Origin of the sequence: Consotaella aegiceratis (genome assembly GCF_036541425.1) — a bacterium.
Taxonomy (GTDB): domain Bacteria; phylum Pseudomonadota; class Alphaproteobacteria; order Rhizobiales; family Rhizobiaceae; genus Consotaella; species Consotaella aegiceratis.
Genome location: NZ_JAZHFT010000022.1, coordinates 38,419 through 55,149 on the forward strand (window position 1 = coordinate 38,419; position 16,731 = coordinate 55,149).

General features: G+C 66.3%; 17 protein-coding genes. 12 read left to right on the forward strand and 5 right to left on the reverse strand.

The genetic code is table 11. From position 1 onward, the window contains the following. Positions 1–33: 33 nt before the first annotated feature. The gene (locus tag SMD10_RS15205) at positions 34–462 is read left to right on the forward strand and encodes a SufE family protein (protein WP_331686566.1); all 429 of its coding nucleotides are present in this window, start codon (positions 34–36) and stop codon (positions 460–462) included. 12 nt (positions 463–474) lie between these two features. Here SMD10_RS15205 and SMD10_RS15210 read toward each other — a convergent pair whose 3' ends face one another. Continuing rightward, a complete protein-coding gene (locus SMD10_RS15210; RefSeq protein ID WP_331686567.1) occupies positions 475–927 on the reverse strand; it encodes a MarR family winged helix-turn-helix transcriptional regulator in 453 nt (150 codons plus the stop codon). 74 nt (positions 928–1,001) lie between these two features. Here SMD10_RS15210 and SMD10_RS15215 point away from each other — a divergent pair, with 74 nt between their 5' ends. Genes SMD10_RS15215 through SMD10_RS15230 form a run of 4 tightly spaced genes read left to right on the forward strand, consistent with a single transcriptional unit; the run spans position 1,002 to position 3,404 of the window. Then, the gene (locus tag SMD10_RS15215) at positions 1,002–1,673 is read left to right on the forward strand and encodes a glutathione S-transferase family protein (protein ID WP_331686568.1); all 672 of its coding nucleotides are present in this window, start codon (positions 1,002–1,004) and stop codon (positions 1,671–1,673) included. Positions 1,674–1,706: 33 nt separating this feature from the next. Beyond that, the gene (locus SMD10_RS15220) at positions 1,707–2,480 is read left to right on the forward strand and encodes a VOC family protein (RefSeq protein ID WP_331686569.1); all 774 of its coding nucleotides are present in this window, start codon (positions 1,707–1,709) and stop codon (positions 2,478–2,480) included. Between the two features lie 13 nt (positions 2,481–2,493). Beyond that, positions 2,494–2,967: a VOC family protein gene (locus tag SMD10_RS15225; RefSeq protein WP_331686570.1), complete on the forward strand. Its 474-nt coding sequence runs from the start codon at positions 2,494–2,496 to the stop codon at positions 2,965–2,967. 26 nt (positions 2,968–2,993) lie between these two features. Next, positions 2,994–3,404, forward strand: coding sequence for a GFA family protein (locus SMD10_RS15230; RefSeq protein ID WP_432757254.1), 411 nt, complete (start codon positions 2,994–2,996; stop codon positions 3,402–3,404). On the opposite strand, the gene rbsK is transcribed toward SMD10_RS15230, so the two are convergent. The 3 genes from rbsK to SMD10_RS15245 form a co-directional block, all read right to left on the reverse strand. Continuing rightward, positions 3,401–4,330 carry a ribokinase gene (rbsK, locus tag SMD10_RS15235; RefSeq protein WP_331686572.1) on the reverse strand — a complete coding sequence of 310 codons (930 nt, stop codon included), beginning with the start codon at positions 4,328–4,330 and terminating at the stop codon, positions 3,401–3,403. The genes SMD10_RS15230 and rbsK overlap by 4 nt on opposite strands. Positions 4,331–4,469: 139 nt before the next feature. Then, positions 4,470–5,105 carry a nucleoside triphosphate hydrolase gene (locus tag SMD10_RS15240; RefSeq protein ID WP_331686573.1) on the reverse strand — a complete coding sequence of 212 codons (636 nt, stop codon included), beginning with the start codon at positions 5,103–5,105 and terminating at the stop codon, positions 4,470–4,472. A 31-nt stretch (positions 5,106–5,136) separates the two neighbouring features. Continuing rightward, positions 5,137–5,838 (reverse strand): Crp/Fnr family transcriptional regulator, encoded by a 702-nt coding sequence (locus tag SMD10_RS15245; RefSeq protein ID WP_331686575.1) that lies wholly within the window; start codon positions 5,836–5,838, stop codon positions 5,137–5,139. A gap of 144 nt (positions 5,839–5,982) precedes the next feature. On the opposite strand from SMD10_RS15245, the gene SMD10_RS15250 reads away from it, so the two are divergent. From SMD10_RS15250 to SMD10_RS15280, 7 genes are all read left to right on the forward strand, one after another. Next, positions 5,983–7,170 (forward strand): NnrS family protein, encoded by a 1,188-nt coding sequence (locus tag SMD10_RS15250; protein WP_331686576.1) that lies wholly within the window; start codon positions 5,983–5,985, stop codon positions 7,168–7,170. Positions 7,171–7,423: 253 nt separating this feature from the next. Next, positions 7,424–9,115, forward strand: coding sequence for a methyl-accepting chemotaxis protein (locus SMD10_RS15255; RefSeq protein WP_331686577.1), 1,692 nt, complete (start codon positions 7,424–7,426; stop codon positions 9,113–9,115). Positions 9,116–9,576: 461 nt separating this feature from the next. Beyond that, positions 9,577–10,608 carry a BMP family protein gene (locus SMD10_RS15260; RefSeq protein ID WP_331686578.1) on the forward strand — a complete coding sequence of 344 codons (1,032 nt, stop codon included), beginning with the start codon at positions 9,577–9,579 and terminating at the stop codon, positions 10,606–10,608. Between the two features lie 117 nt (positions 10,609–10,725). After that, positions 10,726–12,261: an ABC transporter ATP-binding protein gene (locus tag SMD10_RS15265; RefSeq protein ID WP_331686579.1), complete on the forward strand. Its 1,536-nt coding sequence runs from the start codon at positions 10,726–10,728 to the stop codon at positions 12,259–12,261. Further along, a complete protein-coding gene (locus tag SMD10_RS15270; protein ID WP_331686580.1) occupies positions 12,258–13,337 on the forward strand; it encodes an ABC transporter permease in 1,080 nt (359 codons plus the stop codon). Before SMD10_RS15265 ends, SMD10_RS15270 begins: the two co-directional genes overlap by 4 nt. After that, positions 13,334–14,278 (forward strand): ABC transporter permease, encoded by a 945-nt coding sequence (locus tag SMD10_RS15275; RefSeq protein WP_432757255.1) that lies wholly within the window; start codon positions 13,334–13,336, stop codon positions 14,276–14,278. Before SMD10_RS15270 ends, SMD10_RS15275 begins: the two co-directional genes overlap by 4 nt. Next, on the forward strand, positions 14,278–15,594 hold the full coding sequence (locus SMD10_RS15280; protein ID WP_331686582.1) for an amidohydrolase family protein: 1,317 nt from the start codon (positions 14,278–14,280) through the stop codon (positions 15,592–15,594). The genes SMD10_RS15275 and SMD10_RS15280 overlap by 1 nt, the downstream gene beginning before the upstream one ends. A 3-nt stretch (positions 15,595–15,597) precedes the next feature. Here SMD10_RS15280 and SMD10_RS15285 read toward each other — a convergent pair whose 3' ends face one another. Then, positions 15,598–16,713 (reverse strand): aldo/keto reductase, encoded by a 1,116-nt coding sequence (locus SMD10_RS15285; protein ID WP_331686583.1) that lies wholly within the window; start codon positions 16,711–16,713, stop codon positions 15,598–15,600. Positions 16,714–16,731: the final 18 nt, after the last annotated feature.

A 16,731-nucleotide genomic window follows, 5' to 3' on the forward strand; every position in this document is an offset into this window, starting at 1 on the left:
AGCACGACTTCGTGGTTTATAAGCGGAAGCGACATGCAGTCCATCGACGACATCACCGCCGACTTCGAATTTCTCGACGATTGGGAAGATCGCTACCGTTATCTGATCGAGCTCGGCCGCCAGTTGCCGCCGATGCCGGATGGCACGGTCAACGACGCCAATAAGGTGCCAGGCTGCGTCAGCCAGGTCTGGCTGATCAGCGAGGCGGACGACGCCGCCCCCCCGCACATCACCTATCTGGGCGAATCCGACGCCCATATCGTGCGTGGTCTGGTGGCAGTCGCCTTGGCGCTGTTTTCGGGGCGTAGCGCGCCTGAAATTCTCGACATCGACGCCGAAGCCGCCTTCGCCAAGCTGGGGCTGCAGGAGCACCTGACGCCCCAGCGCTCCAACGGACTGCGCTCCATGGTCGGCCGCATCAAGCAGGACGCCCAGCGCGCCCTGGCGGCACAGGGCGCCTGACCGGGCCGCGGCTCACACGAGAGCGTCGAGACCGGCGCGCAGCGCATCGGCGTCCGGCAGCCGCTCCTCGACCCGCCGATGCGCCTCCTCCCAGATCGGCACTGCCTTCGCTAGCAGCGCCTGCCCCGCTTTCGTCAGGGTCAGCCGGCGCGCTCGCTTGTCCTCCGGATCGGGCGTGACGGTTACCAGGCCGCGCCGTTCCAGCGGCTTCAGGTTCGCCGTCAGCGTCGTGCGATCCATGGCGAGCAGTTGCGCCACGGATCCCAAGGTCGGCGGCTCGGGCCGGTTCAGCGACATCATCAGGGAAAACTGACCGCTTTTCAGGTCCAGCGGCCGCAAGGCGTCGTCGAAGCGCCGCGCTAGCCGGCGCGCGGCGCGCTGCACATGGAGACACAGGCAATGGTCGCGCACGTAGATCGTCGTCTCGTACGGAACCCGGCCCTCTTCTCGAATCATGTTTGACATGGATCAATTATGTTGATATCAACTCAATAGTCAATCGCTAGTCTTCCATACTGGGCGTGACGCGGGAGAGCAAAATGTCGCAAGCAACGATCGTCACCGCCTTCGATTGGGTGCCGTCCTTCGCACAAGGCCATGTGCGCGACCTTCGCGTGCGCTGGGCCCTTGAAGAGGCGGGCTTTCCGTATGAGGAAGACCTTCTTGCGATGGGCACCCAGACCTCGCCCGGACACATCGCCCGCCAGCCTTTCGGCCAAGTGCCGGTGATCGAGATCGACGGCCACACGATGTTCGAGTCGGGCGCCATCGTCCTGAAGATCGCGGAGGCGAGCGACGTGCTGATGCCGCGCGATCCCTGCCAGCGCGACCGCGTCGTCACCTGGATCTTCGCCAGCCTCAATACGGTCGAGCCACCGCTGGGCGCGCTTGCCGATGTCGACATCTTCGTCGAGGACGTCGAGGTCAAGGCGCGCTATCGGCCCAAGCTTCTCGAAGCCGTCACCAGACGCCTCGACCAGCTTCAGGCGGCGCTCGGCGAGTCCGACTACCTCATCGGCCCGTTCTCGGCCGCCGACATCATGATGGCGCCCGTGCTGCGCATGACCGATCACACCGACATTCTCGACGGCTATCCCGGCCTGTCCGGCTATTTGGCCCGCTGCACGGCACGGCCCGCCTTCGAACGGGCGCTCGCCGCCCAATTGCGGCCGTTCGCGATCCACGCATCGCACTACGAACACGCCTTCTAGCCTGCGCCTGACGCCACCCGGAGGAGACGACGCATGAGCAATATCCCAGGAACACCGATCTGGTACGAGTTGATCACCGACGATCCGGACGCCGCCGAAGCGTTCTACGGCAAGGTGCTCGGCTGGAGCTTCCAGCGCTTCGCCGGCAATTTCGAACATGACTATCGCATCGCCAGCGCCAACGGGACCGGCGTCGGCGGCGTGATGCAGCGGCCGGAGGGCATGCCGATGCCGCCCTCCTGGCTGTTCTATGTCGGCGTCGAGGATGTCGATGCCATGGCGGAGAAAGTGGCTTCGCTCGGCGGTTCGGTCCACATGCCCGGCACCGACATTCCCGAGGTCGGCCGTTTCGCCTTCGTCGCCGATCCGCAAGGCAACCCCTTCTATCTGATGCGCGGCGCGAGCGACCGGGCCAGCGAAGCGTTCCTGCCAACGGAAACGGCGCGGCCGGGCCATGCGGTCTGGAACGAACTCCGCACGCCCGATCCCGAGGCGGCGCTCGGCTTCTATGGCGAGCTTTTCGGCTGGAGCCAGCAGGGCGCGATGCCGATGGGCGATCGCGGCGACTACCGCTTTCTCGGCGCCGGCTCGACCATGATCGGCGCGCTGATGCCCGCCGATCCGGACGGCAGCAGCGGCTGGCGCTTCTATTTCCTGGTGGATGACGTCGACGCCGCCGTCGATCGCCTGAACGACGCCGGCGGCACCGTTCTCTTCGGCCCGGCCGAGGTACCGGGCGGCCTTCATACCGTTATCGCCGAAGATACGGGCCGGGCGCGGTTCGGGTTTGTGGGACGGAAACTTTAAGGACAATCAGTCGATGGAAAAACTCACCATCTGCCTCTGGTTCGACGGCAACGGCGAGGAGGCCGCGCGCTTCTATGTCGACCTTTTCGCCGAGTCCTCGATCGACAGCATCACGCGCTCGCCCGCCGACTACCCCGCCGGTAAGGAGGGCGACGTGCTCACGGTCAACTTCACGCTCGCCGACCGCAGCTTCCTGGCCCTGAACGGTGGCCCCTTCACCGCCTTCAACGAAGCGATCTCGCTGTCGATCGACTGCGAGGACCAGGCGGAAGTCGACCGCTACTGGGCCGCCCTCTCGCATCATCCCGAGAAGGAGCAATGCGGCTGGGTGAAGGACAAGTTCGGCTTGTCATGGCAGATCGTGCCGCGCCGTCTGCCCGAACTCCTTTCCGGTCCGGACGCGGCCAAGGCGAAGCGCGTCATGGAGGCGATGATGTCGATGAAAAAGATCGACGTCGCCGAGCTGGAGCAGGCTGCGGCGGGTTGAGCGCGTTGCCGGACAAAGAGCAAGTCATCGTTGGCCGACTGGCTGGCCAATGCCAGTGCGGAGCCGTCGGCTACGACGTGTCTGACCGGTTCGAATACGCGGCGAACTGTCATTGCTCCCAGTGCCGCCGCGCCACTGGCTCCGCCTTCAAGGCTTTTGCAGGGGTCAGGATCGAAGAACTCCGCCTCGTCGACGGTCACGACCGCATCACGACCTATGGCGACAGGGACGGAGCGCACGATGTCCACTGCGCCACGTGCGGTTCGCTTCTCTATTCCGTCGTTCGCGACGGTGCTTACGCGCACGTGGCGATGGGCACGCTGGTCGACACGCCGTCGATCCGGCCCTCGATGCATATCTTCGTCGGCTCGAAGGCGAATTGGTTCGCCATCACCGACGACCTGCCCCAGTTCGAGAAGTTCCCGCCGGACGGTTAGTGTTCCGGATTGGCTTCCAACAGCGCACTCACTTCGTCGAGCGTCGGCGCGGCATCCGAGGCGCCGCGCTTGGTGGTCGCCAGAGCGCCACAGGCCGAGGCGAAGCGCACGGCGTCCTCCAGGCGGTCGCCGCGCGCCAGCGCGACGGCAAGGCCGCCATTGAAGCAGTCGCCCGCCGCCACCGTATCGATCGGCGTTACCGGGAAGGTGGGAACGTGGCCCTCGCCGTCGGCCGAGCGCCAATAGACGCCGCCGGCGCCCATCTTGACGACCGCCATGGCAAGGCCGCGCTCGATCATGGCGGCAGCGGCGCGCGCCGCCGACGGTGGGTCGACCGGCCGGATGCCGACCAGGGCTTCGGTCTCGGATTCGTTCGGCGTCATGGCATGGACGGTGCGCCATACGTCGTCGGGAAAGGTCGCCTCCGGTGCCGGGGCCGGGTCGAGGACCACGATGCCCCCCGCGGCGCGCACCCGTTCGGCCGCCTGCAAGGCCGGCGCCAGCGGGACCTCCAGTTGCAGAAGCAGGACCTGGGCACCGGCAAGCACGGTGTCCAGCCGCTTCACGTCGGTCTCGTCGACCGCCATGTTGGCGCCGCCGACCACGGTGATGCAGTTCTCGGCCTTGGCGTCGACACCGATCGCCGCGATCCCCGTCGGATTGGCGGGATCAGCCATCAGGTGGTCCAGCCCTACGACGAAGGCCGTCAGGCGTTCGCGCGCCAGCGTGCCGAAGGTATCGACGCCGGTGCGGCCGGCGAGAGCCACCTCGGCGCCGAGCCGAGCGACCGCCACGGCCTGATTGGCACCCTTGCCGCCCAGGCTGACCGCGTAGCTGTCGCCATGCACCGTTTCGCCCGGGCGCGGCAGGCGCGGCGCATAGGCTGTGATGTCGACATTGATGCTGCCGAAGACGACGATGGTCACGGGCTCCCCCTCATGGCTGGTCGAAATCCGGTGCTTCTCGCCGGCACGAACCGCCTGTCTCTATGCGCAAGTGCCGCAGAAACGTCCAGACGGAACGGGCCGAAAGCCGATGGCCCCGACCGATGGCCGCACACTGCGGCTACCGCTCGCCCACGGTATAGTCCGCCGGAACGCTGTGGCCCTGCACCAGGCGAACATTGGGCATGTCGTTGCCTTCCATCTTGTCGCGCAGGGCGTCCGGGCCATAGCCGAAGCCGAGCCAGCGCTGCGTCAGCCGCGCCTCGAGCACGGGTTCCGGCACGTCGAGCATCACGGTCATGGCGAAAAAGCGCCGCAGCGGCGCCCAGGCGGGATCGTCCAGCAACAGATAGTTGCCCTCGACGACGACGATGCGCACGCCGGCCCGAATGATCCGTGCGCCGGCCCGCGCGATTTCGATCTCGCGATCGAACACCGGCACGGCCACGTCGCGGCCGTCGTTGCGATGCAGGCGCTCGAGCGTCGCCGCCAGCCCGTCCACGTCGAAGGTGTGGGGCGCGCCCTTGCGCGCCCGTTCACCCGCCGCCTCCAGCACCCGGTCGTCGTAGTGGAAACCGTCCATCGCCAGGATCTCGGCGAGCTGCGCCCGGCGTTCGTTGAGACGATCGCGCAGCCATTCGGCGAGCGTGCTCTTGCCGCTGCCCGGCGGCCCGGCGATGGCCACCAGTAGGCGCTGGGCGGTGCCGGCCCTGCGGTCCAGTTCGTCGACCAGTTCGTGGCGATCCAGCGCTGTCATGCCTCTTCCCCACCGGCTGCCGCCGGGCGCTTCATTCCGCGGCGTCCGCCAGGGCGACGAGCCCGTTCGGATCGCAGACGACGATCTTTTTGCGGCCGCTCGATACCAGCCCCCTCGCCTCCCATGCAGTCAGGATCCGGCTGACGGTGTGCAGCGTCGTGCCCGTCATCTCGGCGACGTCCTGGCGGGTGATCGGAAAATCGATGAGGACGCCGTCGTCCGTCGGCTTGCCCGCCTGCTTGACGAGACGCAGAAGCGCATGGGCGACACGGCGCTCCACCTCCTCGGTCGAAAGCTCGCGAATGCGCGCATGGGCGTCCTGCAAGCGCTGGCCGACCGTGGCCAGCGTATTGACGGCGAGTGCCGGACAGCGGGCGACGAGGAAATCCCACTGGTTCATCGGCCATGCCAAGGTCAGGCTCTCGGCCACCGCCGTCGCCGTGCCGGGATATTCGGTCTGCCCGATCGCCCGCGCGATCCCATAGATTTCTCCCGGATTCACGTGGCGGACCACCACCTGCTGGCCGTCCGGCGTGGTCTGGACGACCTTCAGATGGCCGTTGAGCAGCGCGAAGAATTCGGCCGCGCGGTCGCCCTGGTTGAACACCGTTGTGCCGGACGGCAGACGCCGCACCGATGCAAGCGCCAGGATGGCGTCGAGATTCTCGTCCGGCAGCGAGTGAAAGACGGCGAGATCCTTGACGAGAGAGCGATCCAGCTTGCCGGGCTTCATGTCATCTCCACGCTTGGCGGGGTCGGACGAAGGCCGATCCGCCGGGCGAGCGATCGCGGCGAAACGGCCATCCATTCTGGAGTGGTTCATCGCACTTTGTCGCCGAACAAAGAAGCCCTTTGGCCGTCGCATCAGCATCGCGCGATGACCAAGACCACGCCCCCCGCCCGCTTCGATTGGCCTTTCTGGCTTTCCTACGGCTTTCGTCCGTTCTTCCTTCTCGGCGCCCTGGCGATGGCCTTGCCGGTGCTGATCTGGCTTTTCGTCATCACCGGCCTGGAGCTGCCGACCGCGTTCGTCCCGCGCGACTGGCACGTCCATACGATGCTGTTCGGTGCGCTTCCGGCGATCGCCGCCGGTTTCACGCTGACGGCGGTGAGCAACTGGACCGGGCGCAGGCCCGTCTCGGGCGGCCTGCTTCTGACCCTGGTTCTGATCTGGCTGGCGGGTCGGATCGCGACCTCGGTATCGGCCTGGATCGGACTTGGTCCGGCGGCGGTGGTCGACCTGCTTTTCCTGCCGGCGCTGGCCCTGGTTCTTGGACGCGAGGTCGTGGCCGCCGGCAATTTTCGAAACTTGCGCGTCGTCGCCCTGATCGGCCTGATCGCGCTCGCCGATCTCGGCTTTCACCTGGAAGTCGCAGCGACCGGCGTCGCCGATGTCAGCATCCGGGCCGGCATCGCTCTCATCCTCGTGCTGGTCATGCTGATCGGCGGACGAATCATCCCGGCTTTCACGCGCAACTGGCTGAAGGCGCGCGGAGCCACGCACTTTCCGGCACCGTTTTCGACCGTCGATGCCGCAAGCATGATCGTCTCCATCCTGGCCCTGGCTCTCTGGACCGCCCCGCCAGGCTCGGCGATCAGCGCCGCCGTCCTGCTCGCCGCCGGCGTATCGAACGCCGCACGCTTGGCGCGCTGGCGCGGTTGGGCGACCCGGGCCGAACCACTGCTCATGGTGCTTCACGGCGCCTATGCCACCGTTCCGCTCGGTTTCGTCGCCGTCGGCGCCGCGATCCTTGCTCCCGCGATCGTCGAACCCGCGGCAGCGCTGCATCTTTGGACGGCCGGCACCTTCGGTCTGATGACGCTCGCCGTCATGGCACGGGCGAGCCGCGGCCATTCCGGCCGGCCGCTGACGGCCGGCGCCTTCGAGGTGGTGCTGTTCGTCCTGGTGCTGGTGGCGACCGTCGCCCGGGTCGCTGCGCCTTACGCCGGCGGCCTCTATCTCCACGTCATCGATATCGCGGGTCTCGCCTGGACCGCCGCCTTTCTGGGATTTGCCGGGGGCTATGCGAAGCTGCTGCTCCGCCCGTCCCGAAATCCGCGATGAATGGCGCCCGTCGTCGGGCTCTTTGCCAACATGTCCAGCTGAAAAATTGTAACCCTTACTTATTAACACGCATAAGAACAATACTTAATAAGTACTGATATCCAATTGGCCCGGATTAAATGTAGTTTTACGACTTGGCGTTTAAGCAGGAGGAGGTTTGGTGGAAACACCTTCTCAAGTTGATATTTAATCCGGAATTCAACTTGCAGTCAGATCAGCCGGATGTCGTGCCCGTTCCAGAGTGAGGACACCCATGTCGCTCGGCTTCCTGAAAAGCAATCACACGTCGCATAAGCTTCATGCGCTGTGCGCCCTGCGTACCAACGTGATGATTGCCGACCACGATCTGCGCATCATCTATCTCAACCCGACGCTGCAGACCTTGCTCAAGGACGCCGAGCACGAGCTGAAAAAAGAGCTTCCCAACTTCAGCGTCGCGACGCTGGTCGGCAGCAATATCGACGTCTTTCACAAGAACCCGAGCCATCAGCGCGGCATGCTGGCCGCGCTGCAAACGCCTCACAACGCGACGATCAAGGTCGGCAGTTGGACCTTCGATCTGGTGGTCACGCCGTTGCGGGAGGGGTCACGCACTCTCGGCTTCGTGGTGGAATGGGCCGATGCGAAGGAACGCCTGCTCAATCAGGACTACACCGGCCAGATCGAGGCGGTGGGCCGTTCCCAGGCCGTGATCGAATTCAAGATCGACGGCACGATCGTCCATGCCAACGAAAATTTCCTCAAGACCCTGGGCTATCAACTTTCCGAGATCGTCGGAAAGCATCACAGCATGTTCGTCGAGCCAGCGCACCGGGACAGCGCCGACTACAGGACATTCTGGGAGGAGCTCAGGGCCGGCCGCTACCAGTCCAGCGAATACAAGCGCATCGGCAAGGGCGGCCGCGAAGTCTGGATCCAGGGCTCCTACAACCCGATCCTCGACAGCCATGGCACGGTAATGAAGGTGGTGAAATACGCGACCGACGTCACCGAGCGCGTGGCCGCCGTCACGGAAGTGGGTGAGGCCCTGAGCGATCTGGCTCAAGGGCACCTGGAACGCCGCATCGGCCACAGCCTGCCGCCCGAGCTCGATCAGTTGCGCGTCGATTTCAACAAGGCACTCGACACGTTGGAAGACGCCATGCGGCAGGTGAAGCACGCCTCCGGCACCATCGGCGAAGGCATGAACGAGATCGGCACGGCTGCATCGGACCTGTCCGAGCGGACCGAGCAGCAGGCCGCCAATCTGGAACAGACCGTTGCCGCCCTGTCCGAAGTCTCGCGCGGCATCAACGGCACGGCGGCGGAAGCGACCAAGGCCAAAAACACGGCGACGACAGCGCTCCAGAACGCCGAGAAGGGCGGTGCCATCGTCTCCGAGGCGACCATCGCGATGAACAGGATCGAGGACTCGTCGCACAAGATCGGCACGATCATCGGCGTGATCGACGAAATCGCCTTCCAGACCAATCTCCTCGCCCTGAACGCCGGCGTCGAGGCGGCCCGCGCCGGCGAAGCCGGCAAGGGTTTTGCCGTCGTCGCGCAGGAAGTGCGCGCGCTGGCCCAGCGCTCGGCCGAAGCCGCCAAGGAGATCAAGGCATTGATCTCGACCTCGAACGAGGAGGTCGGACACGGCGTCGAACTGGTGGCGGCGTCGGGCAAGAGCCTGGAGGAGATCGTCGAGCAGGTCCGCGCCATGAGCCGCGTGGTCAGCGAGATCGCCCAGAATGCCAGCGAACAGGCGACCACGCTGAAGGAGGTCTCGACAGCCGCCGATCAGATGGACAAGGTCACCCAGCAGAACGCGGCGATGGTCGAGGAAACGACGGCGGCGGCACAGAACCTGATGTCGGAAACTCGCCAACTGGCGGACCTGATGCGGCGGTTCAGCACCAGCGGCGGTGCCGCACCCGCGCCTCGTGTCGTCGCCAGGAAATCAGCGTAAGCGCTGTCTGGCGCGATCCGACGGCTCGCCCCGCCTCCCCCAGACGCAGACGGCCGACGAAAACGCCTTACGTTTTGGGCGCCTTCGTCGGCCTTTTTCCTGTCGGATCGAGATCTCCACATCTGATCGGACCGGCCCGATCGCGCATCGGTTGTCCGTTCCGTCGTCGACCGGCCGCCTCGAACGCCCGGCAACCGCCTGCCTCCAGCGGCCGACGCCTCCGGCCATGTCCCGATGAACTTCGGACTTTCAGACGGTTGGCGAGAATAGCCTGGAACCAGGATGAACGAGGTGGCCGCATTCGGCCGCTTTGCCGGCTGCGCTCTCATCTGCATCATTCGGTTGCGTGCGTCATAAATAGACACGGCCTGCCCTCCTCCGCATATGGACAAAGTCTCGCGGCTCCTCCTAAGCTTCACCGGCAATCCCATTCCGCTGGGGAAATCGACAAGGAGAGGCGTATGGCATCGGGGATCGAGAAGCTGGAGGCCCGCCGGGCCGGCACCTTTGGACGGCGCACTGTTCTGCAGCTGGCGGCTGCTGCGGTGTTTGCCGTTTCCGCGGCCTCGGGCGCCGTGGCGCAGGAGAAGATGAAGGTTGCGGCGATCTTCTCGACCCCGATCGAGGAACCCTGGGTCAACCAGATCCATGAGGCGATGCTGAAGGCGCAGGACGATCTCGACGTCGACTACAAGTGGGCGGAAAGCGTCTCCTCCTCCGATTATCCGCGCGTGATGCGCGAGTTCGCCCGCGACGGCTACCAGTTCATCACCGGCGACGCCTTCGCCGCCGAGGACATCGCCCGGCGCGTGGCGCGCGAGTTTCCCGACGTCGCCTTCGTCATGGGCTCAGGACAGGGCCCGGCCGACCCGAACTTCTCGGTCTTCGACAACTGGATCCACGAGCCGGCCTACCTGTCGGGCATGATCGCCGGCAAGATGACCAAGTCGAACATGATCGGCACGGTCGCGGCGATGGATATTCCCGAGGTCGCCCGCCTCACCAACGCCTTCTGCTCCGGCGCCAAGGAAGTGAACGCCGAGGTCAAATGCAAGGTCACCTTCATCGGCTCGTTCTTCGATCCGCCGAAGGCCAAGGAAGCCGCTCTGGCGCAGATCGATGCGGGCGTCGACGTGGTCTATGCCGAGCGCTTCGGCGTCATCGAGGCGGCGAAGGAGAAGGGCGTCTACGCCATCTCCAACATGTCGGACCAGTCTGAGCTCGCGCCCGACACGGTGATCACCGGCCCGGTCTGGGACATGACGCCGACCATCGAGACGGCGATCAAGCAGGTGAAGGCCGACGTCTACACCGCGCAGGACTACGGAACCTTCTCCTTCATGGCCAAGGGCGGCGCCACGCTCGCGCCCTTCCATGGCTGGGAAGAGAAGCTGCCGGCCGACGCCATGCAGATGGTGAAGGACAAGGAGGCGGCGATCATGGCCGGCGACTTCCGCGTGCCGGTCGACGAATCGACGCCGGTTTCGGAGTAGGCCGGCAATCTCCAAGCTCACCCTTCGCAGCGGCCCCAGTGTCCGACCCGTTCTGCGAGGCCGCCTCACGGAACGGGTTTGGTCGTGCCTCGGCAAGGGCGACAGTCCCATGACGCCATGACATCATCCGCCCCATCCTCCACCGCGCCGCTCGTTTCGATGCGCGGCATCTCCAAGCGCTTCGGCCCCGTCCAGGCCGTCGCCGATGTCGATCTGACGCTCCGCGCCGGCGGCATCCTCGGGCTGCTGGGAGAGAACGGAGCGGGCAAGACCACCTTGATGAACATCCTCTTCGGCACCTACGCGGCCGATGCGGGAACGATCGAGGTGGAAGGGCGACCGGTCGCCATCCGCAATTCGGCCGACGCGCTGAACTACGGCATCGGCATGGTGCACCAGCACTTTCAGCTGGTGCCCCGCCACACCGTCCTGGAGAACCTGATCGTCGGAAAATCCGGCCCCGACGGCCGGCTGTCGCGGGCCGTGGCCACCGAGCGCCTGAAGCAGATCGGTGCCGACTATCATTTGACGCTCGACCCGAACCGGCTGGTCGGCGACCTTTCGGTCGGCGAACAGCAGCGCGTCGAGATCGCCAAGTCGCTGGTGCGCGGCGCGCGCATCCTGGTGCTCGACGAGCCGACGGCGACGCTGACGCCGCGCGAGACGGACGGGCTGTTCCGTGCGCTGCGCTCGATGACGGCGCGCGGCATCGGCGTCATCTTCATCTCGCACAAGCTCGGCGAGGTCCTTGAAATCACCTCCGACATTCTCGTCATGCGCCACGGCAGGGTCGTGGCGGAGCGACCGAACGACGGCGGCCTGTCGAAGCCCGAACTGGCGCGGCTGATGTGCGGGCGCGACTTGGCGCCGCCGGCAAAACCGGCCATCGCCCTCGGCGCGCCGCTGCTCTCGCTCGACCGTGTTTCGACCTCCGGCGAGGGCCATCTGGCGCTCCGCGATGTCTCGCTGACGCTTCGTGCCGGCGAGATCGTCGGCATCGCCGGCGTCTCGGGCAACGGCCAGCGCGAACTGGCCGACGTAGTGGCCGGCGTACTCGCGCCGACAAGCGGCACGGTCTCGGTCGACGGCGCGGTCGTGGAGCATCCTTCGCCCAAGCGGATGCAGGCCTCGAAGATCGGCCGAGTGCCGGAGGATCGGCTAACCACCGGCATGATCGGGGCGATGCCGCTCGCCGAGTCGATGGCGCTGCCCTGGATCGACGCGGCGCCGTTCAGCCGGCGCGGCCTGCTCGACCGCGCCGCGATCCGCGATTTCGCCCGGCGACAGATCGACCGTTTCGATATCCGCACCTCCGGCCCGGAGGCGCGGACCGGCAACCTCTCCGGCGGCAATCTGCAGAAGGCGTTGCTCGCTCGCGAGATCGCCAACGACCCGCGCATCCTTCTGGCGGCTCAGCCGACGCGCGGCATCGATGTCGGCGCCACCGAATTCATTCACGGCCAGTTTCTCGATCTGCGCGCGCGAGGCGGCGGCGTGCTGCTGATCAGCGAGGACCTGGAGGAGCTGTTCGCCCTCTCCGACCGCATCGCGGTCATGTATGATGGGCGCATCCTGGCCGAGATGCCCATGGCCGAGGCGAGCGTCGAGCGCATCGGCCTGCTGATGGCGGGCGTCGAGGAGCAGGCCGCATGATCCGCTTCCGGCTCGAACGGCGGCAGGAGACGCCGCTAGCTCTGCAGATCGCCATCCCGATCGGCGCGGTGATCGTCACGCTGATCCTGTGCTCGGGCCTGGTGGCGCTCTCCGGCGCCAACGTGATCGAGGCCTATCGGCTGCTGCTCTTCTCGACCTTCCGTTCCGGCTACGACGTCCAGGATACGCTGGTGAAGGCGGCGCCCCTGCTCTTCACCGGGCTCGCCGTCGCCGTCGCCTTCCGCGCCAAGTTCTGGAACATCGGTGCCGAGGGCCAGCTCATGGCCGGCGCGGTCGCCGCCTGCTACATCGGCGAGCGCGCTTGGCTGCCGGCCTTCAGCCTGGTGCCCCTGATGGTGATGGGTGCCGCGGTCTTCGGTGCGCTCTGGGCGCTGTTGCCAGCGCTCCTCAAGGTGAAGCTCAAGGTCGACGACGTCGTCACCACGCTCCTTCTCAACTTCATCATGCTTTATGGCGTGACTGCGCTGCTGGAAGGCCCCTGGCGCGACGGGAGTGGCTATCCCAACGCCCCGTCGATTCGCATGGAAGCGGAGTTTCCCTTCCTGCCCTTCGTTCACGTCCATCTCGGCGTGCTTTTGGCGCTTCTCGCCGCACTTGCCGCCACCTGGATGGTCGCCCGCACCACGCTCGGCTTCAAGATTCGCGCCGTCGGACACAATCCGGCCGCCTCCGCCTATGCCGGCATCAAAGTCGAGCGCGTGATCCTGGTGGCGGCGCTGATCTCCGGCGCCCTGGCGGGGCTGGCCGGGGCCGGCGAAGTGGGCGGCGTGCGCTTTCAGGTGACAGCCGACATCACCTCCGGCTACGGCTATGCCGGCATCGTCGTGGCGACGCTGGCAGAGCTTAATCCGCTCGGCGCCATTCCCGCCGCCCTGTTCTTCGCCGTCATCTTCAACGGCGCCGGCACCATGGCGCGTTCGACCGGCGTGCCGATCTATCTGGCCGACGTGATCCAGGGCGTGGCGCTGGTCACCATGGTCGCCGGGCGGCTCTTCGCCGTCTACCGGCTGCGCATCGCGCGGCCCGCTTCGACCTCCACAGTGGAGGCCGGCTGATGGACCTTCTCGCCAGCCTGTTCGATGCCGGCTTCTTCGCCGCGCTGATCCGCATCTCGACGCCACTGCTCTTGGCGACGCTCGGCGAACTCTATTGCGAGCGCTCGGGCGTCCTCAATCTCGGCATCGAGGGCACCATGCTGCTCGGCGCCATGGCCGGCTTCACCGGCGCCTATTTCACCGGCAGCCTCTGGCTCGGCGTTGCCGCAGCGTTGGCCGTCGGCATGGTCGCCGGCCTGCTGATGACATTCCTGGCGGTCGTGCTCGGCGTCAGCCAGCACGTCTCGGGCATCGGCACGACGCTGCTCACCACCGGCCTCGCCTTCTATCTCTACCGGCTGATCTTCGGCCAGCCGGCCTCGCCGCCCAACGTCGTGCCGTTCCAGCCGCTAGCGATCCCCGGCCTGTCGGACATGCCGGTCGTGGGCCCGATCCTCTTTGCGCAATCGCCGCTGACCTATCTCGCGCTTCTGGCGGTGCCGGCGACGGCCTGGCTGCTCTATCGCACGCCCTGGGGCCTCGACCTTCGCACCGTCGGCGAGAATCCCCGCGCGGCCGATGCAGCCGGCGTCAGCGTCTGGGGCATGCGCACGCAGGCTCTGATCATCGGCAGCGGGCTGATGGGGATCGCCGGCGCGTTTCTGTCGATCTCGCAGTTCAACGCCTTCACCTTCGGCGTCGTCTCCGGGCGCGGCTGGGTGGCGATCGCGCTCGTCGTCTTCGGCCTGTGGAGCCCCTGGCGCTGCGCCGCCGGCGCGCTGCTCTTCGCGGCGCTCGAAGCCTTGCAGTTGCGGCTCCAGGCGAACAACGTGCTGCACCTGCCCTATCAGGTCTTTTTGATGCTGCCCTTCGTCATGACCATCGTCGCCATGGCGCTCGTCTCGCGCAACGCCCGCGCGCCCGCCGCCCTGCTCGTGCCGTTCCGCAAGGAGGAACGCTGATGTCCTTCGACCTCCTCGTCAAGAACGCGACCCTCCCCGATGGCCGCACCGGCATCGACATCGCCTGCGCGGGCGGCAAGATCGTCGCGGTCGAGACGAACATTCAGGGCGAGGCCGGCCGGGTGATCGACGCGACGGGGCGGCTGGTCTCACCGCCCTTCGTCGACTGCCACTTCCACATGGATGCGACGCTGTCGCTCGGCCAGCCACGCATGAACGTCTCCGGCACCCTGCTCGAAGGCATCGCGCTCTGGGGCGAGTTGAAGCCGCTGCTCACGCCCGAAGCGGTGATCGAGCGGGCGCTGCGCTATTGCGATCTCGCGGTGTCGAAAGGGCTGCTCGCGGTGCGCAGCCATGTCGACATCTGCGACGACCGGCTGACCGCTGTCGACGCGCTGCTGGAGGTGAAGCGACAAGTCACGCCCTATCTCGACCTGCAGCTCGTCGCCTTCCCGCAGGACGGCTATTTCCGTTCGCCGACGGCAGCGGAAAACCTGAAGCGAGCGCTCGACAAGGGCGTCGACATCGTCGGCGGCATTCCGCATTTCGAGCGCAGCATGGCCGACGGCGCGGCGAGCGTCACGGCGCTGTGCGAAATCGCCGCCGGGCGTGGCCTGATGGTCGACATGCATTGCGACGAGAGCGACGATCCGCTGTCGCGCCACATCGAAACGCTGGCCTACGAGACCCAGCGCTTGGGCCTCCAGGGCCGCGTCGCCGGTTCGCACCTGACCTCCATGCACTCCATGGACAATTACTACGTCTCCAAGCTCCTGCCGCTGATCGCCGAAGCGCAGGTCCACGCGATCCCCAATCCGCTGATCAACATCGTGCTCCAGGGCCGCCACGACACCTATCCGAAGCGCCGGGGCATGACCCGCGTGCCGGAGATGCTGAGCCTCGGCATCAACGTCGCCTTCGGCCAGGATTGCTGCATGGATCCCTGGTACTCGCTGGGCGGCGCCGACATGCTGGACGTCGCGCACATGGCGCTGCACGTCGGCCAGATGACCAGCCGCGAGGCGATGGCGCACTGCTTCGACGCCGTGACCACTGGCCCCGCCAAGGTCATGCATCTGGAAGGATACGGCCTTGAGGTCGGCTGCAATGCCGACCTGGTGATGCTCCAGGCGCACGATCCGGTCGAGGCGATCCGGCTGCGTGCCCGCCGCCTCTTTGTCATCCGGCGCGGCCAGGTCATCGCCGAGACGCCGGCGGAGGAAACAAGCCTGGGCCTCGCCGGGCGTCCCTCCTCGCTCGATGCCTCGGACTATTATCCACGAATCGCGACGCCGACCGGCGTGGCGACGCGCTGATCGCTACGCCGCGCGTCCCTCCCAGGGCTCGACCGAAGGCACCCCAAACCGCATTTCGGGCGGTAGCTGGAAGATGAAATACGGATTGATCGTCGGCAATGCGCTGGCGATCTCCAGTCGCTCGCGCTGATCGGGGCTGAATTCGATATCGAGCGAGGAGACATTCTGCTTCATCTGCTCCGGCCGACTTGCGCCGATCAGGACCGAAGAGACCCCTGGACGGGTGCCGACCCAGGCCAGCGCGACTTCGGCCAGAGAGCGACCGACCTCCTCCGCCACGACGCGCAGGACATCCACGATGTCGAAGTTGCGCGGCGTAAAGAGCATGCCTCCAAAAGGATTGTCGCCGTTCAGGCGTCCGTCGCTCTGGCCGCCTTCGAGATCCGTCGATGCGCCCTCGTTCGGCACCCTTGCCGCACGGCCGGCCTGGGTCAGCATGTCGCGCCCATATTTGCCGGTGAGCAATCCCCCTCCCAGCGGGCTCCAGGGCACGAGACCGAGACCGAATTCCCGGCCCGCCGGCAGAATCTCGAATTCGACGCCCCGGTCGACCAGCGAATACTGATACTGAAGCCCGATCGGCACCGGCAGGCCGTGAGCCTTGGCGAGAGTCGCGATCTTGGCGACGTACCAGGCCGGCGCGTTGGAGAAACCGTAATGCAGGATCTTGCCGGCTCTCACGGCATCGGCGAGCGTCTGAAGCACCTCCTCGGCCGGCGTGACCCGGTCCCAGACATGGACCCAGTACATGTCGACATAGTCGGTCCGCAGGCGCCTCAGGGAGGATTCGAGCCCGAGGCGAAGGTTCTTGGCGCCGTTGCCGCCGGCTTGCGGATTTCCTGGCTGTCGCGGGAATCCGGCTTTCGTCGCAATGACGAGTCTGTCGCGCAGGCCGGCGTCCGTAACGAAAGCGCCGAGCATCTCCTCGCTACGCCCGGACGAATAGATGTCGGCGGTATCCACGAAGTTGCCGCCGGCCTCCACATAGGCATCGAACACGGCCCGCGAGCTCTTTGCATCGGTGCCCCAACGTCCGGCTCCGAAGGTCATCGTCCCGAGCGCCAGCGGGCTGACGAGCAGTCCCGATCGGCCGAGGGTGCGATAGTGGGTGAGGTCCATCCGTCGTCTCCATGCAAC